The 25646-nt window shown below is 49.1% G+C and carries 21 protein-coding genes and 1 pseudogene; 9 read left to right on the forward strand and 13 right to left on the reverse strand.

The genetic code is table 11. The annotated features are described in order from the left end of the window. Positions 1–30: 30 nt before the first annotated feature. From dusB to H4O27_RS02355, 3 genes are all read left to right on the forward strand, one after another. Positions 31–1029 (forward strand): tRNA dihydrouridine synthase DusB, encoded by a 999-nt coding sequence (gene dusB / locus H4O27_RS02345; RefSeq protein WP_165009825.1) that lies wholly within the window; start codon positions 31–33, stop codon positions 1027–1029. Positions 1030–1323: 294 nt separating this feature from the next. Continuing rightward, positions 1324–1947, forward strand: a complete 624-nt coding sequence (locus H4O27_RS02350) for a LysE family translocator (protein ID WP_165009823.1) — start codon at positions 1324–1326, stop codon at positions 1945–1947. Between the two features lie 42 nt (positions 1948–1989). Beyond that, positions 1990–2235: a Fis family transcriptional regulator gene (locus H4O27_RS02355; RefSeq protein WP_095501972.1), complete on the forward strand. Its 246-nt coding sequence runs from the start codon at positions 1990–1992 to the stop codon at positions 2233–2235. 67 nt (positions 2236–2302) lie between these two features. On the opposite strand, the pseudogene H4O27_RS02360 reads toward H4O27_RS02355, so the two are convergent. The 9 genes and pseudogenes from H4O27_RS02360 to pilM form a co-directional block, all read right to left on the reverse strand. Next, positions 2303–2737: pseudogene (locus H4O27_RS02360) on the reverse strand (IS3 family transposase); the annotation flags it as partial. Positions 2738–2893: 156 nt separating this feature from the next. After that, entirely contained in the window at positions 2894–3736 is an 843-nt protein-coding gene (locus H4O27_RS02365; RefSeq protein WP_165009820.1) for a class II glutamine amidotransferase, read from the reverse strand. 352 nt (positions 3737–4088) lie between these two features. After that, positions 4089–5168, reverse strand: coding sequence for a 3-dehydroquinate synthase (aroB, locus tag H4O27_RS02370; protein WP_165009818.1), 1080 nt, complete (start codon positions 5166–5168; stop codon positions 4089–4091). Between the two features lie 97 nt (positions 5169–5265). Continuing rightward, positions 5266–5790 carry a shikimate kinase gene (locus H4O27_RS02375; RefSeq protein WP_165009816.1) on the reverse strand — a complete coding sequence of 175 codons (525 nt, stop codon included), beginning with the start codon at positions 5788–5790 and terminating at the stop codon, positions 5266–5268. Between the two features lie 111 nt (positions 5791–5901). Beyond that, a complete protein-coding gene (locus H4O27_RS02380; RefSeq protein WP_165009814.1) occupies positions 5902–8085 on the reverse strand; it encodes a type IV pilus secretin PilQ in 2184 nt (727 codons plus the stop codon). A gap of 18 nt (positions 8086–8103) precedes the next feature. Next, on the reverse strand, positions 8104–8697 hold the full coding sequence (locus tag H4O27_RS02385) for a pilus assembly protein PilP (protein WP_165009812.1): 594 nt from the start codon (positions 8695–8697) through the stop codon (positions 8104–8106). A 20-nt stretch (positions 8698–8717) separates the two neighbouring features. Then, a complete protein-coding gene (locus H4O27_RS02390; RefSeq protein ID WP_165009810.1) occupies positions 8718–9392 on the reverse strand; it encodes a type IV pilus inner membrane component PilO in 675 nt (224 codons plus the stop codon). Continuing rightward, positions 9393–10004, reverse strand: coding sequence for a PilN domain-containing protein (locus H4O27_RS02395; RefSeq protein ID WP_165009808.1), 612 nt, complete (start codon positions 10002–10004; stop codon positions 9393–9395). It lies immediately after the preceding gene. Between the two features lies 1 nt (position 10005). Further along, positions 10006–11112: a type IV pilus assembly protein PilM gene (gene pilM / locus H4O27_RS02400; RefSeq protein ID WP_165009806.1), complete on the reverse strand. Its 1107-nt coding sequence runs from the start codon at positions 11110–11112 to the stop codon at positions 10006–10008. Between the two features lie 150 nt (positions 11113–11262). Between pilM and H4O27_RS02405 the strand changes: the two genes are divergently transcribed. Then, positions 11263–13674 carry a penicillin-binding protein 1A gene (locus H4O27_RS02405; protein ID WP_165009804.1) on the forward strand — a complete coding sequence of 804 codons (2412 nt, stop codon included), beginning with the start codon at positions 11263–11265 and terminating at the stop codon, positions 13672–13674. 49 nt (positions 13675–13723) lie between these two features. Here the strand turns inward: H4O27_RS02405 and yihA are convergent, their stop codons facing one another. Then, positions 13724–14416, reverse strand: a complete 693-nt coding sequence (gene yihA, locus H4O27_RS02410; protein ID WP_226883419.1) for a ribosome biogenesis GTP-binding protein YihA/YsxC — start codon at positions 14414–14416, stop codon at positions 13724–13726. Between the two features lie 140 nt (positions 14417–14556). Between yihA and H4O27_RS02415 the strand changes: the two genes are divergently transcribed. The 3 genes from H4O27_RS02415 to ccsB all read left to right on the forward strand — a co-directional run bounded on the left by H4O27_RS02415 (position 14557) and on the right by ccsB (position 18550). Further along, positions 14557–15180: a c-type cytochrome gene (locus H4O27_RS02415; protein WP_165009802.1), complete on the forward strand. Its 624-nt coding sequence runs from the start codon at positions 14557–14559 to the stop codon at positions 15178–15180. Between the two features lie 234 nt (positions 15181–15414). Next, positions 15415–17379, forward strand: coding sequence for a cytochrome c biogenesis protein ResB (locus tag H4O27_RS02420; RefSeq protein ID WP_165009833.1), 1965 nt, complete (start codon positions 15415–15417; stop codon positions 17377–17379). After that, positions 17363–18550: a c-type cytochrome biogenesis protein CcsB gene (gene ccsB, locus H4O27_RS02425; RefSeq protein WP_165009800.1), complete on the forward strand. Its 1188-nt coding sequence runs from the start codon at positions 17363–17365 to the stop codon at positions 18548–18550. Before H4O27_RS02420 ends, ccsB begins: the two co-directional genes overlap by 17 nt. Positions 18551–18696: 146 nt before the next feature. Here ccsB and H4O27_RS02430 read toward each other — a convergent pair whose 3' ends face one another. Beyond that, positions 18697–19068 (reverse strand): hypothetical protein, encoded by a 372-nt coding sequence (locus tag H4O27_RS02430; RefSeq protein WP_165009798.1) that lies wholly within the window; start codon positions 19066–19068, stop codon positions 18697–18699. A 289-nt stretch (positions 19069–19357) separates the two neighbouring features. On the opposite strand from H4O27_RS02430, the gene tsaD reads away from it, so the two are divergent. After that, positions 19358–20425: a tRNA (adenosine(37)-N6)-threonylcarbamoyltransferase complex transferase subunit TsaD gene (gene tsaD, locus H4O27_RS02435; protein ID WP_165009796.1), complete on the forward strand. Its 1068-nt coding sequence runs from the start codon at positions 19358–19360 to the stop codon at positions 20423–20425. Positions 20426–20506: 81 nt separating this feature from the next. On the opposite strand, the gene H4O27_RS02440 is transcribed toward tsaD, so the two are convergent. Further along, a complete protein-coding gene (locus H4O27_RS02440; RefSeq protein WP_165009794.1) occupies positions 20507–21316 on the reverse strand; it encodes a DsbC family protein in 810 nt (269 codons plus the stop codon). A gap of 153 nt (positions 21317–21469) precedes the next feature. Between H4O27_RS02440 and H4O27_RS02445 the strand changes: the two genes are divergently transcribed. Beyond that, positions 21470–23638 (forward strand): primosomal protein N', encoded by a 2169-nt coding sequence (locus H4O27_RS02445; RefSeq protein ID WP_165009792.1) that lies wholly within the window; start codon positions 21470–21472, stop codon positions 23636–23638. Between the two features lie 61 nt (positions 23639–23699). Here the strand turns inward: H4O27_RS02445 and H4O27_RS02450 are convergent, their stop codons facing one another. After that, positions 23700–25436: a SulP family inorganic anion transporter gene (locus H4O27_RS02450; protein ID WP_165009790.1), complete on the reverse strand. Its 1737-nt coding sequence runs from the start codon at positions 25434–25436 to the stop codon at positions 23700–23702. Positions 25437–25646: the final 210 nt, after the last annotated feature.

Here is a 25646-nt window from a genome sequence, read left to right on the forward strand (position 1 = left end):
ATCACAGCCCTTTCAAACACGGCGGCAACCATGCAAATCGGCGCATACTCCATTGATACACCCATCGCACTCGCACCCATGGCAGGCATTACCGACAAACCTTTCCGCCGCTTGTGCCGAGAGTTTGGCGCGGGTTGGGCGGTGTGTGAAATGGTCACCAGCGATCCCGAATTGCGCCGCACCAAAAAAACCTTGCGCCGCAGCGATTTTTCCGATGAAAACGGCACGGTGGCGGTACAGATTCTCGGCAATGTGCCGCAGGTAATGGCCGAAGCCGCGCGTTATAATGTCGAGCTTGGTGCGCAAGTGATTGATATCAATATGGGTTGCCCGGCCAAGAAAGTGTGCAATGTGTTGGCGGGCAGCGCTTTGCTGCAAAACGAAAAACTGGTGGCCGAAATTCTGCACGCGGTGGTGCAGGCGGTGAATGTGCCTGTCACCCTGAAAACGCGTTTGGGCTGGCACGACGACCATCAAAACCTGCTTACCATCGCCCAAACCGCCGAAGATGCCGGCATTGCCGCGCTGGCGGTGCACGGCCGTACGCGCACGCAGATGTATCAGGGTGAAGCGCGTTACGAATTGATTGCCGAAGCAAAAAGCCGCTTGAAGATGCCGTTGTGGGTTAACGGCGACATCACCTCGCCGCAAAAAGCCGCCGAAGTATTGCAGCAAACCGGTGCCGACGGTGTGATGATTGGACGGGGCGCACAAGGCCGGCCGTGGCTGTTTCGCGATTTGAAACATTTCGCCGGACACGGCACGCTGCCCGAAGCCTTACCGCTGAAGCAATGCAGCGATACTGTGCTTGCCCACATCCGCGCCATGCATGAATTTTACGGAGAGCAAAGCGGCTTAAGAATCGCACGCAAACACATTGGCTGGTATCTTGACTCCATGCCCGAAGGCATCGAAACCCGCCGCGAAATCAACCGCCTGGATTCCGCAGCGGCGCAGTATGATGCGCTGGCGGCTTATTTGGACAAACTATCTGAAAAGACTGATACATGGGCGTGTGCTTATCGTTGATTAATTCAAATTAACTGATAAGCAGGGCGCCATCTTCTCCTTAACCTTCTCCCGTCGGGCGGAAGAGGGGACGGATACGCTAGGTTCGGCGATGGTTGGGGGAATACAAGGCCCGCTAAGCGGTAGATCTGTGGAGGCCATCTGAAAGATTCTGTTCAAATAAAATTTTCAGACGGCCAAACAGCAACTTAAATACCATTCCCCAATAACCCTGACCCTCTCCCGTCCGGCGGGAGAGGAGGCTCGCCAAACGACAATTTAATTTTAATGCCGTCTGAAACATTAAGGAAAATCATGGATTTTTGGCAAGGTTTTTGGCTCATTACCGGCGTGCATATTTTGGCCTGCATGTCACCCGGCCCCGACTTTGTGTTGGTGTCGCAGCAATCCTTAAGCCGTGGCCGTGCGGCAGGTTTGCTGACGGCGGTGGGCATTGCGCTGGGCTTTGGCGTGCACATCATTTATTCGGTGCTGGGTTTGGTAACCGTAGCGGCGCAATCGGCTACCTTGCTCACCGTGATTAAAATTGTCGGCGGCCTGTACCTGATTTATATCGGCTATAAAGGGCTGACGGCAAAAGCAGCGGACGAAGTGACCGAAATCCGTGCCGAAGTGACGGCCGAACCGGCATGGCAAATCATTTGGCGCGGCGTGTTGTGTAATGTGCTGAATCCGAAAGCGGTGGTGTATATGTTGTCGCTGTTTACCGTGGTGTTGTCGCCGACTATGCCGATGTGGCAGATGGCGGCTTACGGCGCATGGATGACGTTGATGCTGTTTATTTGGTTCGGCTTGGTGGCGTTGATGCTGTCGGCGCCGGCAGTTAACCGCCGTTTCCGGCGTTTCGGCCATTGGATAGACCGCGTGTGCGGAGGTGTATTGGCATTATTGGGGATAAAAGTGATGAGCGGCAGCTAGTGTGAGGCCGTCCGAACAGAATGTAAACGAAAAGAGCAAACGATGAAAACGCAAACAGTCGATATCGCGCAATGTGTGGCGCAAAATTTAAAACAATACTTCAAAGACTTAGCCGGTGAAACGCCGGTGGGCGTGTACGATATGGTGCTGCATCAAGTCGAAAAACCCATGCTGCAATGCGTGATGGACGAATGCAACGGCAATCAATCGAAAGCCGCCGCCATGCTGGGTTTGAACCGCAATACCTTGCGCAAAAAATTATTGCAGCACGGTTTGTTGGACGATTAAAAGAGCGAAACAGGCCGTCTGAAAACACTGAACTGCCCCCAATACTTGGACAAGTTAAGAATCTTTCTCAAACAGCCTTTTCAAGCTGGGTTCTGTAGCCGACAGGACTCAGCTTTTTTAAGTTTAAACTAATCCGCTCATGATTGTAGTAACGTATGTAATCATCTATTACCTCTGTCAGCTCTGCCACCGACAACGCACCTTCCTGATAGAAGCTCTCTTCTTTTAATGTACCGAAGAAACGCTCCATCGGCGCATTGTCCCGCCAATTTCCTTTGCGCGACATGCTTTGCACCATTCCTTTCCCAGCCAGTTTCGCCCGATAAGCCCCGGTGCGGTAAAGCACACCCTGGTCGGAATGCAGCAGCGGCGTTTGGCCTTTCAGACGGCCAAATGCTTTATCCAACATTTGCGCCACCATTTTACTGTTTGCTCTGCGGCTTAAAGAATAGGCCACAATCTCCCGATTAAACACATCCAATATCGGCGATAAGTACAGCTTCCCGTCTGTGCATTTGGTGATAATGGAGTGCGGCTTGGTATTTGAAGTGTAGGTTATATTTGGACATAAGAAAACTGCACCTTTTAAAGTTGGAGGGGTGTCCAACTTTTGGGGTGCAGTTCAGTTTTCAGACGGCCTTGTAAATGAAACTATTTTTTAGCAAGACACGCCGACTGCACGCGCCAACGCCAAACCTTCTTCCACGCTCATGTAAATGGCAGTATGCGGTTTGTCGGAGCGGACAATATCGCCTTGCCGGAACATCACCAGTTCATTCACCGCCAATTGGTGCCAAGTTTCGTCGCGGGTCAATGGCAGGGTGGCGATTACCGCGACTTTGTCGTTGGGTGTGGTCACTTCGGCAAAATCGATCATCACGTCATCATCTAGCAAACGGGCTTTGCCAAACGGCGCTTTGCGTACGATGTAATGCAGCAAAGTGCTGGCATGGGCAAACAGGCAATCGCCGTTGGACATCACAAAATTAAACAACCCGTAGGTACGAATCTGGCGGGTTAACTCGCTGATGGCGGCAAATAAGGTTACTTCATCAGGTTTTTCGCTAAATTTCTGGCGCAAGCGGTTGAGGATATAGCAAAATGCACGTTCCGAATCGGTGCAGCCGACGGCACGGTAGAAATCGCCTTGTTCGGGAGTAAAATCAATCAGATGGCCGTTGTGGGCAAACAGCCAATATTCCCCCCACATTTCGCGCACAAATGGGTGCGTGTTTGCGAGAGAAGTTTGGCCTTGGGAGGCTTTGCGGATATGCGCAATGACGTTTTCCGATTTGATGGGATAATCGCGCACCAAATCTGCAACCGGCGAATTGGCGCTTGGTTTGTCATCATGAAACAGGCGGATGCCTTTGCCTTCGAAAAAGCCGATACCGAAGCCGTCTGCATGGTGGTCGGTGATGCCGCCACGCCGTCTGAAACCTTCAAACGAAAACGTGATGTCGGTAGGGGTATTGCAGTTCATGCCGAGCAGTTGGCACATGGACAAAGCCTTTATGAATGTGGAAGCGAGACATTGGATTATGGTATATCAGACAAGGGATTTCAATAGCTTTGTGGTGCTATGGTTAGCGTGAATCGGAATATATAGTGAATCCACTATAGCTTGAGACCTTTGCAAAATTTCCATCTTTGGCACATTCTTCGTTATGCACCGCTCGAAAACCTGTCTATCTAGATGATATGCCTGCGCTTTCCGTACTGCTATAACTTTTGAACGGTACTTAAATCAATCCGGAGATTTTGCAAAGGTCTCAGCTTAAGGCCGTCTGAAAGATTGGCAAAATAATGCTTGCCTAATCTTTCAGACGGCCTTTCTCATGATTCGATATCGCTTACAAATAAGGCTGCAATGTACGCTCAAGAATAGCCATATCGGTAATTTCGGTGATGTTGGCTTCGCCTAGGCGGTTTAAACCGATGAAACGCATCACGCCGCTGCTGACCTTCTTGTCGTGGCTCATGTGTTCAATCCATTTTTCAAACGCAAACTTCGGTGGAGCGGCAGGTAGTTTGGCGGCTTCCAGTAAAGCGGCGATGCGTTGGGTATCGGCGGTGGCGGTTTTGCCCAATTGCTCTGATAAGCGGGCGGCCAATACTGTGCCGGCAGCCACGGCTTCACCGTGTAACCAAACGCCGTAACCCATTTCGGCTTCGATGGCATGGCCGAAGGTGTGGCCTAGATTTAACCATGCACGGATGCCTTGTTCGGTTTCGTCTTGTGATACGATGTCGGCTTTCATTTTGCAGCAATGGTAAACCGCTTGTGCGAATTTTTCGGGATGATGCCCCATTAAATCAGGCATATTTTGTTCCAACCAAACAAAGAAATCGGCATCACCCAGCGCACCGTATTTCACTACTTCAGCCATGCCGGCGGACAATTCGCGCTGTGGTAAAGTTTGCAGCGTGCTTAAATCAGCAAGTACAGCTTGTGGCTGGTAAAATGCCCCAATCATGTTTTTGCCCAATGGGTGATTGATGGCCGTTTTGCCGCCAACGGAAGAATCCACTTGGCTTAACAAGGTGGTCGGCACTTGAATAAACGGTGCGCCGCGTTGGTAAGTCGCCGCGGCAAAACCAACCATGTCACCAATCACACCGCCACCCAATGCGATTAAGGTGGTTTTGCGTTCGGCGTGGTTTTGCATCAAATCATCGAAAATCAGGTTTAGGGTTTGCCAATTTTTATGTTCTTCTCCATCGGGAAGAATAATGCTGAAATGGACGATGCCAAGTTTGTCTAAGGCCGTCTGAACACTTTTTAAATATAGTGGGGCAATGGTTTCATTGGTGATGATGGCGGCTTTTTTCGTTAAATAAGGTTGCAACAATTTATCGGCTTGAGCCAGTAAATTTTGGCCGATAAAAATCGGATATTGATGCGAAGGGGTTTGAACGCTTAGGGTGTGCATGATTATTCCTACGTGTGTCAGTTGACGAGAAAGGCCGTCTGAAAGCATGAAAAAATTCTGTTTTCAGACGGCCTTTGCCGTAATATTGCCATCTGTGTTAACCGGCTTGCAGGGCATTGAGCAGGCGGTTGACAGTTTTTTGATAATGTTCTGATTCAATTACCAGATGCGCGGTTTCGCGGTAGATACTGTCGCGGATGCCGTATAGCTCTTGCAGTTTGCCAAGCGGGTCTTCGACTTGCAACAATGGTCGGTTGGTGTCGTAGCGGGTACGTTCCAACAGGATTTCCGGGCGGGTATGCAGATAAACAACGGTGCCGTGTTCTCTTAAGCATTTGCGGTTTTCTTCACGTAAGGGAGCACCACCGCCGGTAGATAATACAATGTTCTCCAGCGCGCACAATTTTTTAAGCATATTGCTTTCGCGGTCGCGAAAACCCTGTTCGCCTTCCATTTCAAAAATAGTCGGGATAGATACGCCGGACGCTAAGCAGATTTCATGGTCGCTGTCGTAAAAGGGACGGTCGAGCATTTGGGCGATATGTTTGCCCAAAGTGGTTTTGCCTGCGCCCATCAGTCCGATAAAAATTAAGTTGCCGTTGATTTTTTCCATAGTAGCCATTCTATACGAAATTGGCAGGAAAATGTTTTATTCTGAATATTTCTCATTTTTTACGCAAGGAAATATTAAAACGGGCATACATTCGAGAATATGTATGCCCGTTTAGCAGGATTAGTAGCGCAAGTTGTTGCCTACGCTATCCATAATGCGCGGCGTGATGAAAACCAGCAATTCACGGCGCGCTTCATTGCGGCTGCGTGATTTGAACAAGTTACCTACTACAGGAATATCGCCCAATAAAGGTACTTTGTTGACAGTATTGGAATTTTCTTCCTCGTAAATACCGCCCACAATCAAGGTGCCGCCATCTTCCACCATGGCTTGCGTGTTCAGGCTCTTGGTGCTGATACACATGGTGCTCAATGAATCTACGGTACAGTTTTGCGGTGTATCTTTATTGATTTTCACCGTCATAATGATTTGGCCGTCAGGCGTGATATTCGGCGTTACCGTCAAGCCTAATACCGCTTTTTTAAACGATACCGAGGTAGCACCGCTCGAAGTCGCTTCTTGGTAAGGAATTTCTGTACCCGATTCGATGGTCGCTTCTTTGCGGTCTTGTGTCAGCACGCGCGGATTGGAAATAGTTTTGCTCTTATTTTGGCCTTCGGCTGCGGCTAATTCCAAGCCCAATGCGCCGGAGGCAAGCGAGCGGACCAAGGCAATTGATGTGGTTGCTGCATTGGTGGTTGGCAGGCTAATGTTTGGGCTCATTTCCAAAGCGGCCAAAGCAGGGATGGTGGTAGAACCGCTTAAAATAGCGTTGGCTGCAGCTATATTGTTATTGTAAGCAGTACCGGTATTCTTTACAGCATTTGACCAGCTTGAACCCCAAGTATTGCGGCCTTTAATGCCTGTATAGCCGAATTTTACACCCAAATCGCGTGAGAAGCCTTCGTCTGCTTCTACGATTCGTGCTTCAACCATGACTTGGCGTGTCGGAACGTCCAGCTCGTTAATCAGCTTGCGGAATTTCTCAATCACGCTGTGATTATCGGTAATAATCAAAGTATTGGTGGCAGGGTCAATCAAGGCGCTGCCGCGGTTGCTTAACAAGGTATTGCGGGTATTGCTGTTACCGCTACCGCCGTTTTCTTCAATACGAAGGATTTTGCGGAATTCTTCAACGTTTTTGTATTTCAGTTGGAAGGTTTGAGACAATAATGGACCTAATTCGGCAATCTCTTTTTCTGCTTGTAAGAAAGCTTTATCTTTAGCCAATAATTCATCGCGCGGAGCGATATTGATGATATTGCCTTGGCGGCGCATGCCTAAGTTACGCGCCTGCATTACCAAATCTAACGCCTGATCCCAAGGTACGTCTTTTAAAGATAAAGTCATTTTGCCGTTAACCGTGTCGCTGGCCACGATATTCATGCCTGATTCTTTAGACAAAATCTGCAAAATGGTACGGACTTCTATATCTTGGAAATCCAAAGAAATTTTGCGGCCGTTGAAAGATTTGTTGGCATTGTTGGGCAAGCCGCGGCTTTCGGTTGTAGCAGCTTTGGGTACGATTTCAAAGGTATGGCGACCGGCAGCAGATTTGGTGTCAATGTCCCAGTTGCCTTTGGTGCGGATAATCAATTGTGTTGCATTGCCAATACGTTTTAAAGTCACGTTTTGCACCGGTGTATTGAAGTCTCCCACATCTAAATTACGTTGTGCTTGGGTTGGTAGAGGGTGATTTTTTAAGGTAATCACCACACGGTCGCGCTCTTGTTTCACGTCAGGGCTGCCTGAGAAGGTGGGGGCTGATAATTCTACAACACCTGAATTACGCAAACCTTTGCGGAAATCAACATTGGCACTGGTGGCTACTTGGCTGGTTTGAGTAGCACGGGCTACGGCAGGAGTAGGGGCAGATGTCGGAGCGGAATAGGTGCTTGCCGGCGCAGCCATATTTTGATCAGCGGCTTCGCTGACATAAACCCATACTTCGTTACCACGGATTTCGGTGTTGTATTGGCCTGTTTTGTTCAAGCCCAACAAAATGCGGGCGCGATCGTTGTTTTGAGCCGCGGTAATTTGGTTCAATAAAGGGTCTGAATATTCTAATACCGGTTGGGATAATTGAATATTGGTGTTGGCAAAGTCCAAGGCAATGCGTGACGGTGTCGACGTTACAAAACCGGTAGGGCTGGTAATATCGCTATCAAAACGGATTTTGATGATTTTTTGATTGTCAGGCAAAGTCGATACGTTGATATCGGTGATATTGCCGGCGAAGGCCGCCTGAACAGCCATTGCCATACTCAGAGCAGCAAAGAGTTTTGTCATACGGTTGATTTTCATAAAGTGAGACCCCCTTAATTAATTTGTAACAAGCGCAGCATTTTCGCCGACAGGTGCAGATTGTTGTGCTGTAGGTGTAACGGTTTGCGGCAGGTTGCTGCTGTCCGATTGGCTGCTTAAAGGCAATTCGGCTGTGCGGTAAATCCAGTTGCCGTAACTGTCTTCAACCATTTCGGTAATGATGATTTTATCTTCGGTAATCCGTTGGATTTTACCGTAATTTTGTCCAATGTAATTACCCGGTACGACGGTGTAGACATGATTTTCGGCTTGGATGAAGCCGGAAATGCGGTTGCCGTTGCGCAAGCTGCCGACATAACGAAGATTTTCTAAGCTGAATGCTTCTAAAGTCTCCTTGGTGCGGCGCAGGTCAGGAGCATTGCTGCCGGTTTTAGCGGTTAAGTTTTGCAGACGGCGGGAGTCAAATGCGTTCGGGCCGGAATAGCTTGGCGGAATATACGCTTTAGGCGGTGTCACAGTCGGTTCTTCAAAAGGAATAATGTGTTTCTTGGCATCTGCGCGGGTTTGCGTCATCCATTGACTTAAATCGTCATAAGTCGGGGTGCATGCCGCAAGGCTGAAAACGCCTAGGAGTAAGATAGTATTTTTCATGATTTCCCTATATTACTTTTCTATTCTTGTGGCTTGCCGGAGTCGCCGTTTTGCTTGGCTTCTTCGGCTGCTTGTTGTTCGGCGGCAACTTCTTCGGCAGGACGCGCTTTATAGGTGGTGGCTGTTGCGCTCAATGTGAGTAAGTCGCCTTTGCCGTCTTTACTGTTTTTGTCTTCCGTTGATTGTGTAATTTTCAAGGATTCCAAAGTAATAATGCGTGAAAGCTCGCCGACATCACGGGTAAACTGACTAATTTGGTTGTATTTACCGGTAATGGCGATTTCATAAGGCAGCTTTTCAATGGGGCCGTCAGGTACCGACGGTTGAGGCAGCACGCTGTCTAAGCGTAAACCGTTGGTCGAACCGGCCTGATGCAATTCTTGAATCAGTGTTGGAATCTCGGCATCAGTCGGCAATTGTTTGAGCAATACATTGAATGCAGAGCGAATCGATGTTAATTCAGCTTGCAGATTGTTCAGGCTGGCAGCCTCAATACTTTTTTTGGTGTAAGTTTCCTTGAGCTTAACTTCGGTTTCTTCGTGTTGTGCTAATGTTTCCAATTGGCTTTTGAATAAGGCAAAGTAGCTAATCACCAAAATTGCTAAAACCGCCAATGCTGCCAAAACCAGTTTGGCAGGTGTACTGAGCAAGTAAAGGTTTTGAACATCAATGTCTTTTAATTTCTTTGCTGTCATTTATTTTACCTCCTGTTCAGGTGTCGTCTGAAGCGCAGCTTCTGAAGCGGTAAGGTTAGCCACAGGAGCGGTGTTTTGAGTCAGTAAGACACGCAGAGTAAATTCTTGATAGTTTTCTACTTTTTTGATGCTCAACAATTCTGGTTGAGAGAATACGCCTGTGCTTGGCAATGCGCGCATAAATACGGCGATTTTGTTGTCGCTGATAGCACGTCCGGTCACTTTGTAGGTGGTCGGATTCTCAGCTTCCAAAGCAGTCAGATAGGTATTGTCAGGTGTCAAAACATTCAGCGTATCAATAATGTATGCCGCTTGAGAACGTTTTTCCTGTAATTCCTCAACTTTGATTTTCTTGGCTAAGAAATTTTCTTTTTCTGCTTGCAGCTTTTTGATTTCACCCAAATCGTCATCCAGTTTTTTGATTTCCGACTCAAGGAATGCATTGCGGCCTTGCTGGCTGTCGATGGCGCCATTAATGCTCAGATAGGCCAATGCTGATAAGCCCAAGCCAATCAGCAAGGCAGTCAGCATTAATATTTTGAACTGTTGCTTTTTACGTTGTCTAATCTCTTCCCGATAAGGAAGAAGGTTGATTTTAATAAGTTCAATCATATTACAATCCCCTTAAAGCTAATCCGAAAGCCATGGTTAACGATGGCGCATCTATTTGTAATTGTGGTAAATCTACTTTGCTGCTTCGCTCAGTGTAGGCCACTGGATGAACACATTGGGTCGGCGTATTGGTTTGCGAGAAAATACTTTCGGCCAAGCCGCTTTGCTGAGAGGGGCCGCCTGTGAGCAAAATGTGTTTGACGTTTGAGAAGGTTTCCGTGTTTTGCGTGGTGTAGTAAAACTGCAAGACACGTTGTACTTCTTGCGCAACCTGTACGTTGAAACGGTCGGCGATTTGGGTTTGGTAATCTGACGGCTGGGTTGCCGCTACCATCATTTGCGCCGCTTTTTCTTCGGTAACTTGATAAGTGCGTTGGATTAATTGGTTTAATTGTTCTGCGCTGACCGATGTTTCTTGTTTGTAGAGAATCTGGCCGTTTTGCATAATCAACGCATACATTTGGGTGGCATAGATGCCGAATACGGCGATTTTTTCATTGGTCAATTCAGGTGCATGGTGATTGATCCAGTAGGCATAAGCATTGCGCTGAGCCAATAAATCCAAATCCATGGCAGACAAATCCATGCCTGCATTTTCAAACATCTCAATGCGTGGTTCGATGTCGTCTTTGCGTGAGGCCACCACCAGCATGTGTTGGCCAGCAGGGGAAACAGAAGCACCGGTCACTTGATAATCGTAGTTCATCTCTTCAACCGGCCCGATTTTTGCCACTTCGGATTCGGCAAAATCTTCCAAATCTAAATCGGTGTGCTTCGGATTGTAGATAATTTGTTCTACGGTTGCCGTGCTTTGCGGAACGGCGGCGATGAAATTTTTGCAAGAGGTACGCAGCTGGGTATAACTATGTTGCAAATAAGTAACAAGTTGTTCGTAGTCTTGAATTTTGTTACCTTTAACAATATTCTTAGGCAGTTTGGTGATAACGTATTTTTCCAACTGAATTTGGTTTAAACTACGTCCTGACAGCTGGACCATCTTGATGGCATATTGGCTGATGTCTATGCCGATAGTAACACGGTTGCCCAACCCGCTTGGTGTTTTATTGGTTTTTGTAGTTGTATTTTTAGTGCTTTTTGATAAGCGCATAATATGACTTCCCTGTATCATTACGAAGTGAGTAACAGTTTCGATATCCGTGAGGGATTCTTTTCTTTGCACACCGGTAACTGTGTTTTATAGAAACCGTTAGCTATTTTACTTTATTTAATGCCTCTGATGGCAAAATATTAATTGGTCATGATTAAAAAGATTATAACTACTTGCATTGGGTTGCTTCTTGGATTGGTGCTTTTTGGTATTGGATTGATTGCAATAGCAATTTTAGTCACTTATCCGAAACTCCCTTCGCTGGATACTTTACAACACTACCAACCGAAAATGCCGCTTACGGTCTATTCTTCAGACGGCGAAGTGATCGGTTTATATGGCGAAGAACGCCGTGAATTTACAAAAATTGAAGATTTCCCTAAAATTCTCAAAGATGCCGTGGTTGCGGCGGAAGACAAGCGCTTTTATGAGCATTGGGGGGTGGATGTAATCGGCGTCGCGCGTGCTGTTGTCGGTAACTTGGTGGCAGGCGGTGTCCAATCCGGCGCCAGTACCATCACACAGCAAGTTGCCAAAAATTTTTATTTAAGTAGCGAACGCACTTTTACCCGTAAATTTAATGAGGCATTGCTGGCTTATAAAATCGAACAATCGCTGAGTAAAGATCAGATTTTGGAGCTTTATTTCAACCAAATCTATTTGGGGCAACGTTCCTATGGTTTTACTTCTGCAGCACAAATCTATTTCAACAAAGGTGTGAAAGATTTGTCTTTAGCCGAGGCGACCATATTGGCCGGTTTGCCTAAAGCACCTTCTGCATACAATCCGATTGTCAATCCGGAGCGTGCCAAAATTCGTCAGGCATATATTTTGAATAACATGCTTGAAGAGGGCATGATTACTACGCAACAACGCGATAAAGCATTGAAAGAAGAGCTGCATTATGAGCGTTTTGTGCAGAAGATTGATCAAAGTGCGTTGTATGTGGCCGAAATGGTGCGTCAAGAGTTGTATGAAAAATATGGTGAAGATGCGTACACGCAAGGCTTTAAGGTATATACCACCGTCAGCGCCGATCATCAAAAAGCAGCAACCGCGGCGTTGCGCCGTACTTTGCGCAACTTTGACCGTGGCAGCAGCTATCGGGGTGCGGAAAATTTTATCGACTTATCCAAAGTCGATGATGTGGAAGACGCGGTCAGCCAACATCTTTCAACACTTTATACCGTAGACGGTATGGTGCCGGCAGTCGTGTTGGATACGACTAAGAAAAGTATTCAGATTCAATTGCCGACTGGCCGTAAAGTGACACTGAATAGCGGCGCATTGGGCTTTGCCGCACGAGCGGTAGAAAATAAAAAAATGGGTAACGACCGTATCCGTCGCGGTTCGATTATTCGCGTGAAAGGCAGCGGCGATAGTTGGCGTGTGGTTCAAGAGCCGTTATTACAAGGTGCGCTGGTATCGTTGGACGCGAAAACCGGTGCGGTACGCGCTTTGGTGGGCGGATATGACTACCACAGCAAAACGTTTAACCGTGCGACTCAAGCCATGCGTCAACCGGGTTCAACGTTTAAACCGTTCGTGTATTCGGCTGCGCTGGCAAAAGGCATGACTGCATCAACTCAAATTAACGATGCGCCGATTTCCTTGCCGGGTAAAGGCCCTAACGGCACGGTATGGACACCTAAAAATTCGGATGGCCGTTACTCGGGCTACATCACTTTGCGCCAAGCACTGACTGCTTCAAAGAATATGGTGTCTATCCGTATTTTGATGTCGATTGGCGTGGGCTATGCGCAACAGTATATTCAGCGTTTTGGCTTTAAGCCGTCTGAAATTCCACCAACTTTGTCGATGGCACTGGGTACCGGTGAAACCACACCGCTGCGCATGGCGGAAGGTTATGCTGTATTTGCCAATGGAGGCTACCGGGTATCGGCGCATGTGATTGACAAGATTTACGACAGTCAAGGGCGTTTGCGTGCGCAGATGCAGCCTTTAGTGGCCGGAGAAAATGCGCCGCAGGCGATTGATCCGCGAAATGCGTACATCATGTATAAAATCATGCAGGATGTGGTGCGTTCCGGTACGGCGCGCAGTGCAAATGCCTTGGGTCGTTCGGATATTGCCGGTAAAACCGGTACCACCAACGACAACAAAGACGCATGGTTTATCGGCTTTAATCCAAGCGTGGTTACTGCGGTGTACATCGGTTTTGATAAACCGAAAAGCATGGGTAGGGCCGGTTATGGCGGTACGATTGCAGTGCCGGTATGGGTTGAATATATGCGATTTGCATTGAAAGGCGCTAAAGTTGTCGGTATGAAAGCGCCGGAAGGTACAGTCACCAAAGGTGGTGAGTACTACATGAAAGAGCGTCAGGTGACCAGCACCGATTTATCGTTGGATAACCGAGGTAGCGTACCGCGCAGTAATGCCGCGCCGCGCCATACCCGTCCGGCAACTGCGACCGATCGTGAGGCCGCGCCGCGCCGTTCAGGCAATGAAGCACCGCGTTCGGCTTCGGCAGAAGCATCGTTGCCGCCGAATAACACCAATAACGGTGGTGGCAACAAACAATTGGATTCATTATTCTGATGATGTTAAAAGGCCGTCTGAAACGTTTCAGACGGCCTGGTTTTATTATTTATTTGGCTGTGATTTGCGGTTTATCAATACCGCAAGGGTTACAGTCGGTTACAATGCCTTGATCGTTTGGTTGCATACCGGCGATTTCTTCATCATGACGGGAAAACCATTCGCCGACGACTTTATTCACTTCTTCAATGCCTTGTTTTTTCAGGCTGGAGAATAATTGAATGCTGATGCGTTGGCACTCCATGTAAGGCTTGAGTGATTTTTTCACTTCGCCCAGCGTTTTGATTTGGTCATTTTTAGAAAGTTTGTCGGCTTTTGACAACAAAATATGCACTGGGCGGCCGGTGGCGTGGAAAAAGTCCAACATTTGAATATCCAAGGCTTTTAACGGATGGCGGGCATCCATAATCAGCACCAAACCGATTAACTGGCGGCGTGTCCGTAAATAGTCGCCCAAGAGTTTCACCCAGTGCGTGCGGATGGCTTCAGGCACTTGCGCATAGCCATAGCCGGGCAGGTCGACCATAAAATTGCTATTGATCAGCTTGAAGAAATTGATGTGTTGCGTGCGGCCAGGGGTTTTGGAAACATAAGCCAGGCGCACATGATTGGTGAGCGTGTTAATCGCACTGGATTTGCCCGCATTACTGCGTCCGACAAAGGCGATTTCGGCCGGTGTGTCGGGTAAATCTTTCAAATGATTAACGGTGGTAAAGAATTTTGCGTTTTGGAAGAGATTCATAGTAGTAATTTAATGTAAATTTAGTATAGAATAACATGTTTATAGAATCATCGGTTTTAATCCGGTAAAAATATATACCGGTATTTGAGTATAAAAAAGGCATTGTTTCGCTATGCAATGCTGTAATTCAGGAGCACTCCATGAAACGATTTACTTTATTGGCTTTGGCCTTGGCAGCCGGTGCGGTAACAGCTGCGCCGAAAGCCGATGTGGCAAAAGGCAAAGAAATTGCAAACAATGTTTGTGCGGCTTGTCACGCTGCCGACGGTAACAGCGGTATTGCCATGTACCCGAAAGTATCTGCCCAACACGAGGCTTATATTTTCCAACAAACGATGAACATCAAAGAAGGCAAACGTATTCACGGGTCTGCTGCGGCGATGAAACCTTTGGTGATGGGTTTGTCTGAGCAAGACATCCGCAATGTGTCTGCTTTCTATGCCAAACAACAAGCCAAACCGGGTGAAACCAATCCGAAAGAAAATGTGGAATTGGGTGCGAAAATTTTCCGTGGCGGTATTGCGGATAAGAAAGTACCGGCCTGTATGTCATGCCACGGCCCGAGTGGCGCAGGTATGCCGGGCGGCGGCACCGATATTATCGCCTATCCGCGCCTTGGCGGTCAGCACAAAGCCTACATCGTGGCGCAAATGCAGGCTTACCAATCCGGTCAGCGTGAAAACGCCATAATGCAGGATATTGCCAAACGCATGTCGGCCGAAGAATTGGAAGCGGTAGGCAACTTCATTCAAGGTCTGCATTAATCTGCACGATTACGCGATTGCATAATAAGGCCGTCTGAAAGAATTTGATTTCAGACGGCCTTAAGTACATACGGTCATAAATCATTTAAAATAATTATCAATATTTTCTGATTAATTGAATCAGATGATTTATACTGTGTTTTTAAAGTTGTTGTATAGAATCTACATTTTATGAACACTACTTCAAAGCCCGTTCCGTTTATCCGCCGGCCATGGTTCGCTTTTTTGAGTTCCATGCGTTTTGCCGTTGCGCTGTTGAGTTTGTTGGGTGTGGCTTCGATTATCGGGACGGTGTTGCAGCAAAATCAGCCGCAAGCTAACTATGTGGTGAAATTCGGCCCGTTTTGGTCGCAGATTTTCGGTTTCTTGGGTTTGTATGATGTGTATGCCTCGCCTTGGTTTGTTATCATCATGCTGTTTTTGGTGGTTTCGACCGGTTTGTGCCTGATTCGCAATGTACCGCCGTTTTTGCGTGAAATTAAATCCTTTCGTGAAAACACCAAAGAAAAATCATTGGCAGCTATGCGCCATTCTACTGAACTGCCGCAGAACATTTCGCCGGAAGTGGCTCAGCGCTATTTGGAAGTGCAGGGCTTTGCGGCTAAAACCGTGCAACGCGAAGATGGCTCCGTCTTAGTTGCAGCCAAAAAAGGCGCAATGAACAAATGGGGCTATATTTTTGCCCATATTGCGCTGATTGTGATTTGTATCGGCGGTTTGATTGACAGTAATTTGTTGCTCAAAGCCGGCATGCTGGCCGGCCGGATCGTACCGGACAACAACGCCATGTATGCCAAAGATTTCAAGCCGGAAAGCGTGTTGAGTACCGCTAACCCGTCTTTCCGCGGCAACGTTAATATCAACGAAGGACAGAGTGCCGACGTGGTGTTTGTCAATGCCGACAGCGGCATGCTGGTGCAGGATTTGCCGTTTGAAGTGAAGCTGAAAAAATTCCACATCGATTTCTACGATACCGGTATGCCGAAAGACTTTGCCAGTGATTTGGAAGTTACCGACAAAGCCACCGGTGAAAAAATCGAGCAAACCATCCGTGTGAACCATCCGCTGACCTTACACGGCATCACCATTTACCAAGCCAGCTTTGCCGATGGTGGCTCGGATTTGAAATTTAAAGCGTGGAGCTTGAGCGACCCAAGCCGTCAACCGATTGAGCTGAAAGCCGTGTCGATGCGTGATTTTCCGTTTAACATCGGCGATACGTCATACCGATTGGAGTTTGATCAGTTCACGGCAATGAATGTTGAAGACATGAGTAAGCCGTCTGAAAAAGCCGATGCCGGTTTGCAGGGCACGATTAACGATGTGCGCGCGGTATCGCAGGAAAACAAAAAATTCACCAACATCGGCCCATCAATTATCTACCGCTTGCGTGACAGTGCAGGGCAGGCCGTAGAATATAAAAACTACATGCTGCCGATTAAGCAGGAAGAAGACTATTTCTTTATCACCGGCACGCGTGCGGGCTTGGCGCAACAATACCGCTGGCTGCGTATTCCGATGGATAAAAGCGGCAAAGCCGATACCTTTATGGCTTTGCGCGAACTGCTGAAAGATGAAGCCGCACGCAACAAAGTGGTGCAGCAGGCCACGCTTGGCGCGCCGTCTGAAATCAGTGAACAGTTTAAGCAGGCGGCGACCAATACCTTGAGCATTTTTGCACAAGGCGGCTATTTGGCCTTAGATGAGTTTGTGAGGAAAAATATTCCGCAAGAACAGCAGGAAAAAATGCAGGGCTATTTCTACCAAATGCTGTTTGGCGTGATGAATGCCGCCGTTGACGAAACCCTGAAAAAATACCGGTTACCCGCTTGGCCGCAAGATGACGCGCGTAATCGTTTTGTGCTGCACAGCATGGATGCCTACACCGGCCTGACCGAATATCCGGCGCCGATGTTGCTGCAACTCGACGGCTATACCGAAGTGCGCTCATCAGGCTTGCAGATGACGCGTTCGCCGGGCGCATCATTGGTGTATTTAGGCTCGGTTTTACTGGTGTTGGGCACGATTTTCATGTTCTACATTCGTGAAAAACGCGCATGGCTGCTGTTTTCAGACGGCGGTATCCGATTTGCCATGTCGTCCAGCCGCAACGAGCGCGATTTACAAAAAGAATTCCCGCAACACACCCGGCGTTTGCAACAGCTGGCGAAGGATTTAAACCATGACCACACAAAATAAAACCGTGCCCGAACACGAGCTCTTAACACACAAATCATTCATGCGCAGCCTGAATGCCTTGGATTGGGGCTTTGCTTTGGTCATTGCCGCCATTGCCTATTTTGCGCAAACCCACATCGGTCACCACATGGATATTTATGAAATGGTGATTTTGTGGACAAGCGCGGGCATTGCCGTTTTTTTGGGCTGGTTTTTCAAACCGATGCGTTGGTATATCGTGCTGTGTTTGGCTTTGGCTTATTCGGCGGTAAATTTGTACGCGGGCGACATCAAGCATTCGGACGGCTTCTTGCTGAAATATTTCCTGAGCAGCCAATCGGCGATTATGTGGCAGTGCGCGTTTGTGTTTTTTGCGCTGTTTGCCTACATTGCCGGTGCGATTATTGCCAACCGCCAACATCAGGAAACCAATACTTTGCTCGGCATGGGGACGGTATTCGGCTGGATTTCAGCGGTTGCCGGCTTTACCGGTTTGCTGGTGCGCTGGTATGAAAGCTATCTGCTGCGCCCTGATGCCGGTCATATTCCGGTATCCAACCTGTATGAAGTGTTTATTTTGTTCTTGGTGATTACCGGATTGATGTATGTGTATTACGAAGGCCGTTTTGCCGTGCAGAAGCTGGGCGGATTTGTTTATGCCTTTATGGCGGTGGTGGTGTGTTTTGTGTTGTGGTACAGCATTTCGCGTGATGCGCACACTATTCAGCCCTTGATTCCGGCTTTGCAGTCTTGGTGGATGAAGATTCACGTTCCGGCCAACTTCATCGGCTACGGCGCATTCTGTATCGCCGCGATGTTGGGTGTGGCGGAAGTGTGGTCATTGCGCAGCGAAGGGAAGGGCAAAAAATCATGGCTGCCTGCTTCGCAAGTGATTGAAGAAGTGATGTATAAGGCGATTGCCGTCGGTTTCTTATTCTTTACCATTGCCACCATTCTCGGTGCCTTGTGGGCGGCGGATGCGTGGGGACGCTACTGGAGCTGGGATCCGAAAGAAACATGGGCGTTTATTGTGTGGTTGAACTACGCAGTCTGGCTGCACTTGCGCTTAGTGGCCGGTTGGCGCGGCCGCGTATTGGCATGGTGGGCAATTATCGGTTTGTTTGTGACCGCTTTTGCCTTTATCGGCGTGAACATATTCTTGAGCGGTTTGCACGCTTACGGCACGCTGTAAGTCTTATGTGAATATAAAAGGCCGTCTGAAACAGGATTGTGTTTCAGACGGCCTTTTGGTTTAGGTAAACATGAACAAACATTAATAAGACAAAGACCGCCTGAAATTTCAGACGGTCTTTTATCGTTCAAGCGGATTAAATCCAATCAGTTTTTATCTAAATCCAAATCGGCTTTGTATTCGATACGGCCGTGGTCTTTGTCTTCAATCGACACATCCAATTCGTGGTTGCCGCGTTTGAATTTCAAATCGGCATTGTCGCGTTTGATTTCAGATTCAACCACTTTGAAGCCGTTGTCTTTGGCATGGGCAATCACTTTTTTGGCCAAGGCAGGAATAGAAGTGTGGCGTGAAGACAGCTCGGCTTCGTATTCGAATTCGCCATTACCTTGACGGTCGGCTTTGATGGTTTTCGCACCGGCAGGTTTGTAGATTTCGGACGGCACGGGTGCGGCAAACGCGCTGGCTGAAAACAGAGCCAAAATACCGGTCAACATCAAAGATTTGGTTTTATTCATGATAGATTCCTTTTCTTCAAGGGCGTTAAATTTGTCATGTGGCGGATTGTAGCGTTAGCCTGAAAAAACCGGCAAGCGGCTAAACCGGTTTTTACCTTGGCAGGTTTTCTTGCCGCTTGACTTACGACTCTTTGCAAAACTCGAGGAAACTTACGCAAATTGCTGCGTATAAATCATCGGAAATCTTTGCAAAGCCCCAGGTTTTGAGTATAGCCTTCATCAATGTATGCAGCAGGCAAGATTAAAATCGGCTAAAATACAGCATTATTTTTTCAGACGGCCTTAAGCTATGTTGGTATTGGGAATCGAATCTTCTTGTGATGAAACCGGTGTTGCTTTGTATGACACCGATCGCGGTTTGCTGGCGCACCACTTGCACACGCAAATGGCCATGCATGCGGAATACGGCGGCGTGGTGCCGGAGTTGGCCAGCCGCGATCACATCCGCCGTGTAGTGCCGCTCACCGAAGGCGCATTGCAGGAAGCAGGCGTAAGCTATGATGATATTGATGCGGTGGCTTTCACTCAAGGGCCGGGCTTGGGCGGTGCGTTGCTGGCTGGTTCCAGCTATGCGAATGCTTTGGCCTTTGCACTGAATAAGCCGGTGATTCCGGTGCATCATTTGGAAGGGCATTTATTGTCGCCGTTGTTGGCGGATGAAAAACCGGAATTTCCTTTTGTGGCCTTATTGGTGTCGGGTGGGCACACGCAGTTTATGGCGGTACGCGGTATCGGTGATTACACTTTGCTGGGCGAGAGTGTGGATGACGCGGCGGGCGAAGCGTTTGATAAAACCGCCAAGCTGTTGGGCTTGCCGTATCCGGGCGGAGCGAAATTATCAGAGTTGGCCAAATTGGGTACGCCCGATGCGTTTGCCTTTCCGCGCCCGATGCTGCATTCGCATGATTTGCAAATGAGCTTTTCGGGCTTGAAAACAGCCGTATTGACTGCGGTGGAAAAGATTCGCGCAGAAACGGGCGGCGATGACATTTCCGAGCAAACACGCAACGACATTTGCCGTGCGTTTCAAGATGCGGTGGTTGATGTATTGATTACCAAATCCAAAAAAGCCTTGTTGGATACGGGATTCCGCACGTTGGTGGTGGCCGGCGGCGTGGGGGCAAACTGGAAGCTGCGTGACGAATTCGGCCGCTTGAGCGTGACCATGCCGTCTGAAAAAGGCAAGCCGAAGCCGAAAGAGGAGGCGGTAAACGTGTTTTTCCCGCCGATGGCCTATTGTACCGATAACGGTGCGATGATTGCTTTTGCCGGTGCCATGCGTTTGCAAGATAGGCAACAGGCTGCCGGCTTTAATGTCAAACCGCGCTGGCCGCTGTCGGATATTGTGAAGGCATGATGCGCATCTGATTTAACGGAGAAGGCCGTCTGAAGATGAAATATTGCCTATTCAGACGGCCTTTGGTGTATCTAAACCAATTTACTTCTGGTTTTTCCCAATAATTTCTTTAAGTTGCGGCATAGGGCTGTAACCGCTTTGCGTGCGGCCGTTTGGGAACACGATGGTCGGTGTACCGGTGAAGCCCAGTTGCTCGCCTAAAGACATGGTTTCGGCAACCGGATTATCGCAGGCTTTGGCGGCAGGCGGAGTTTTACCTTCGCGCATCCATTCCGTCCATGCTTTGGTCGCGTCTGGTTGGCACCAGATATTTTCGGCTTTGTGCTGTGCATCAGGGTGTAGGCTGGCAATCGGCATCATAAAGTTGTAAATCGTGATGTCGGTCATTTTGGCAAATTCATGTTCCAAGCGTTTGCAGAACGGGCAATCCGGATCACTGAACACAGCCACTTTCGATTTGCCGTTACCGCGCACTTCTTTAATCGCTTTGTCCAAAGGCAGGCTGTCGAAATCAAGCTTGTTCAATTCCGCTGCGCGCTCGTCGGTCAGGCTCTCGCGCGAGTTCACATCAATCAAATCGCCGACCAACATGTAATCGCCTTTTGCGTCGGTGTAGATAATCTGATTGCCGCTCACCACCACTTCATACACGCCTTGAATCGGGGTTCCGCCTACGCTCATCACTTTCAAGTCTTGCGCTTCATACACTTTTTCCAACTTGGTTTTCAGTGATTCGGCCACGCTTTTATCGGCGGCTTTCGGGGCGGCAGCCGAAGCGGCCGCGGCAGGGGCAGAGGCTGCCCCACCTTTATTGGTCACGGCGGTTTGGCCGCAGGCAGCCAAAGGCAGCATGGCCAATGGTAGTAAGGTATTGATTAATTTTAATTTCATGCTGATCTGAATGAGAATGTGAAAAACGCATTGTAGCAAAACTCGGCGCAGGATGCAGATAAGTTTATCGCCGTATCGCTTGCTGATAAAATGGCTTTTTTCATGCCGTCTGAAACGTCAGGCGCATCAAAAACAAACTAATTGATTTGAATCATGATTTATCATCACATTGCCCTTAATGTGCCGCTTTCGGACGGCCTGTTGACTTATGCGTACCACGAAGCCTTGCCGGAAGGCACGCGCGTGGTGGTGCCGTTTCGCAATAAACCGCAAGTCGGCATGGTGTGGGCAAACAATGTCGCGCCCGACATTGATGCGCGCAAGATTCAAAGCGTTCAGACGGCTTTTACCGATGAAATGCCGCTGCCGCAAGATTGGCGCGCACTCTTGGCATTTACCGCGCGTTATTACCATTATCCGCTGGGGCAGGCTGTGTTCACCGCTTTACCGCAGGGCTTAAAGGAAACCAAACCCGCGGCAGTACCCGATCCTCCGCTGCTTTACAGCTTAAACGAATCCGGCAGGGCGCAAACGCCGCCGCCCGAGCGTTTCCATAAAAAACGCGCCGTGTGGGACGCGTTGCTTTCAGACGGCCTGACGCTGCCTGCATTGAAAAAAATCCACGCCCAAGCAGAGAAATTGTCGGACGAATGGGCAGAACAGGGCTGGATAGACACGTTTCATGCCGCCGCGCCAAAATTGATGCTGTCCGAACACGTGTTAAACGCCGGGCAGCAACATGCTTCGCAGCAGATTCAGACGGCCTTCGGGCAGTTCCGGCCGTTTTTGCTCTACGGCATTACCGGCAGCGGTAAAACCGAAGTGTATTTCGATGCGATTGCCCAAGTGTTGGCACAGGGAAAGCAAGTATTGTTTTTGCTGCCTGAAATTAATTTGACGCCGCAGCTTTTGAAGCGTGTGCAAAACCGCTTTGCCGGTGTACCGGCTGCCGTGTTGCACAGCCGAACTGCCGCCGGAAAACGCACGCAGGATTATTTGCGCGCGATGTCGGGGCAGGCGAAATTGGTGATTGGGACGCGGCTGGCGGTGTTTACGCCGATGAGCGAAATCGGCCTGATTGTGGTCGATGAAGAACATGATTCGTCGTTCAAGCAAGACAACGAATTGCGCTACCATGCACGTGATTTGGCGGTGTGGCGGGCAAAGCAGGCCGATTGTCCGATTGTGTTAGGCAGCGCGACGCCGAGTTTGGAAAGCTGGCACAAAGCGCAAAGCGGTGCCTACCGTCTGCTCGAATTGACCGAACGTGCCCACACTGCTGCGCAGTTACCGCAAGTGGAGATTTTAAATGTAGGCCGTCTGAAACTCGACAATGGCTTTTCGCCGCAAGCCTTGAAATTGCTGCGGCAAAATTTTGCAGCTGGCGGCATGTCGCTGGTGTATCTCAACCGACGCGGCTTTTCGCCGGCCTTGTTTTGCAGCGATTGCGGCCACATATTCGGTTGCCCGAATTGCTCGGCCAAGATGGTGTTGCACCAACACGTGCGGCAATTGCGCTGCCACCATTGCGACCACCGCGAGCCGGTGCCTTATAAATGCCCCGATTGCGGCAATCAGGATTTGACCGCCGTCGGCCACGGCACGCAGCGTGTGGAGGAAACGTTGCGCAATTTCCTGCCGCAAGCCAAAGTGGTGCGCGTGGATCGCGACAGCACGTCACACAAAGACGATTGGGCGGATTTGTACCAACGCATTGCTGCCGACGATGTGGATATTTTGGTCGGCACACAAATGCTGGCGAAAGGCCATGATTTTGCGCGGCTGAATCTGGTGATTGTATTGAACGCCGACGGCAGCCTATACAGCTCCGATTTCCGCGCGCCCGAACGTTTGTTTGCCGAGCTTATGCAGGTGTCCGGCCGGGCAGGGCGTGCCGACAAAGCAGGGCAGGTGTTGATACAGACGCAATTGCCCGACCATGCCGTATTCGCCGCTGTGAAAGCGCAGGATTACCGCCGTTTTGCCGCCAACGAATTGAGCGAACGCGAAATGTTTGCCATGCCGCCATTCGGTTTTCGGACGGCCATTCGTGCTGATGCCCGGAATGTGGCGCAGGCAATGGATTTTTTGAACGACATGAAAGCTGTGGTTCAACCTTTGCTGCAGGAGAGCGTGATCCAATTCGGCCCGGCGCCTATGCTGATGGTGCGGCTGGCCGAGCGTGAACGGGCGCAGCTTTTTCTGGAATCGGCATCGCGTAAGGATTTGCATCATGCGGTGAGCTTGTGGGTGCAGGTGTTGCAGCAAAACCGCGATCATAAAATCCGCTGGAGCGTGGATGTGGATGTGCAGGATATGTAAAATATTTTAGATAAAACCAGGCCGCCTGAATATTCAGACGGCCTGGTTTTATCTATTCAATTCAAATCATCGGAGACCATACGCTTTCTTCTTTTAAAAGGGTATTGACCGCTTCGGCGGTACTGACAAAAACGTTGCCGGAGAGACTTTTTATCATTACCGAATGCTGCAGCTTGTCTGCCAACGGGCCTTTGATATCGGCAAAGTGCAGCGAAATCTGCTGCTTTTGCAAATCATGATTGAGCGAGAACAGCATTTCTTGTGCGGTTAAGTCGATGTTGTTCACGGCAGAAAGCATTAAAATCAAATGCTTGCAGTCGGGTTGTGCGACTAGGGTGCGTTCCAAATAATAGCGTATCGGCTGCGCGTTGCCGTAAAACATACTTTCATCGATGCGCACAATTAGCAGGCTGCTGTATTGCGTGGTGGCATAGCGCTTGATGCTGCGGAAGTGGCCGTCTGCAGTTTGGCCGACAATGGTTAAATGCGGATGGCTCGATTGCCAAATCAAGCCGGCAAACGACACCAAAATCCCCAACACCAAACCGATATTCAAACCAAACAGCAACACGCCGAAACAGGCGGTCAGAAAAGCGGCGGCATCGGTTTTGTCGCTGCGGGCGGCGCGTTTGAGTGTGTCCCAATCCATCATGCTGATAATCGCCACCATGATGTTGGCCGCCAACACGGCATAGGGCAGAGGTTTGAGATAGTCGGTCAGCAGCAATAAAAAAGCCACCATCACGCCGACCGAAATGATACCGGCCAATGGCGTTTGCGCACCGGCATCGGCATTCACCGCCGTACGCGAAAAGCCGCCGACCACGGGGAAACTTTGAAAAAACGCACCGATTATGTTCGCCCAGCCCAAGCCTTTTAATTCCTGATTGGTATCGAAGGCTTCCTGCCGCTTGCGCGCGCAACTGGCAGCCACGGAATTGCTGGACACAAAGGTAATCAGCGCGATTAAGGCGGCCGTGGGCAGCAGCTGAATGACTTGGTTCGACACATCATGCAGGCCGCCTGAAAAAGGCAGTACAAAATGCGGCAGCTTGGCCGGTACATGCTCGACCACGGCAATGCCGCGATGTTGAAAATCCAACAGCAAGCTAAAAGCCACCGCTGCAATCATGATGATTAAAGGCAGCTGGCGCACGATGAATTGGGCGGTTTTCCTTGCGAGCCAATGCGCCAGCCAGCGGTTGAGATAATAGCGGTTGATGAAAAACAAACCGAACGCCAGAGCGCCGACCATCAGCGTCGGCAAATGCAGCGTGTGAATGCGGTTGGTAAACGCTAAGGCATAATCGATGATGGTGCCGCCCGAAAGATTAATGCCGATTAAAAATTTGATTTGACTGATAAAAATCAGAATCGATGCGCCGGTCACAAAACCGGCGGTCACGCCTTGGCTGATAAAGCGGGTAATCCAGCCCAAGCGAAACAGCGAAGCCAGCCACAATAATGCGCCCATCAGCAAAGCCAAGAATCCGGCCGATAGCGCATATTGTTCCGGCGGCAAATGTTGATAGTTTTGCAGCGCATGGGCGGTCATGATGGCGGTCACGGCCACAGGACCCACCGCATTGACATTACTCGCCCCAATCCACGCATACACCAATACCGGTACAATCGCACTGTATAAACCATACACCGGCGGCAAGCCCGCCAGCGCGGCATAACCCAAGCTTTGCGGAATCACGATGATGCCGGCAACCAAACCGGCCATGATGTCTTGGCTCAGACAACGGCGGTCGTAGCGGCGTAGCCAAAGCGGCAGTTGAAAGGGGCGGGTCATGGTCAGTGAGAATCGAATTAACGGTATGGTTTACAATGCTTTTCTTGATTATAAAACGATTTGAACCAATGTGGAAATTTCAGGCTTGAGCAAGGAAAAGGCCGTCTGAAAACAATATTTCGTGTTTAGGTATAGGGTGGAAAATATTGAGATGCCTCATATCCGAAGAAAGTGAATTTCAGACGGCCTTGTTTTATAATAATGAGTCAG

Origin of the sequence: Neisseria yangbaofengii, assembly GCF_014898075.1 — a bacterium.
In the GTDB taxonomy this organism is placed as follows: Bacteria; Pseudomonadota; Gammaproteobacteria; order Burkholderiales; family Neisseriaceae; genus Neisseria; species Neisseria yangbaofengii.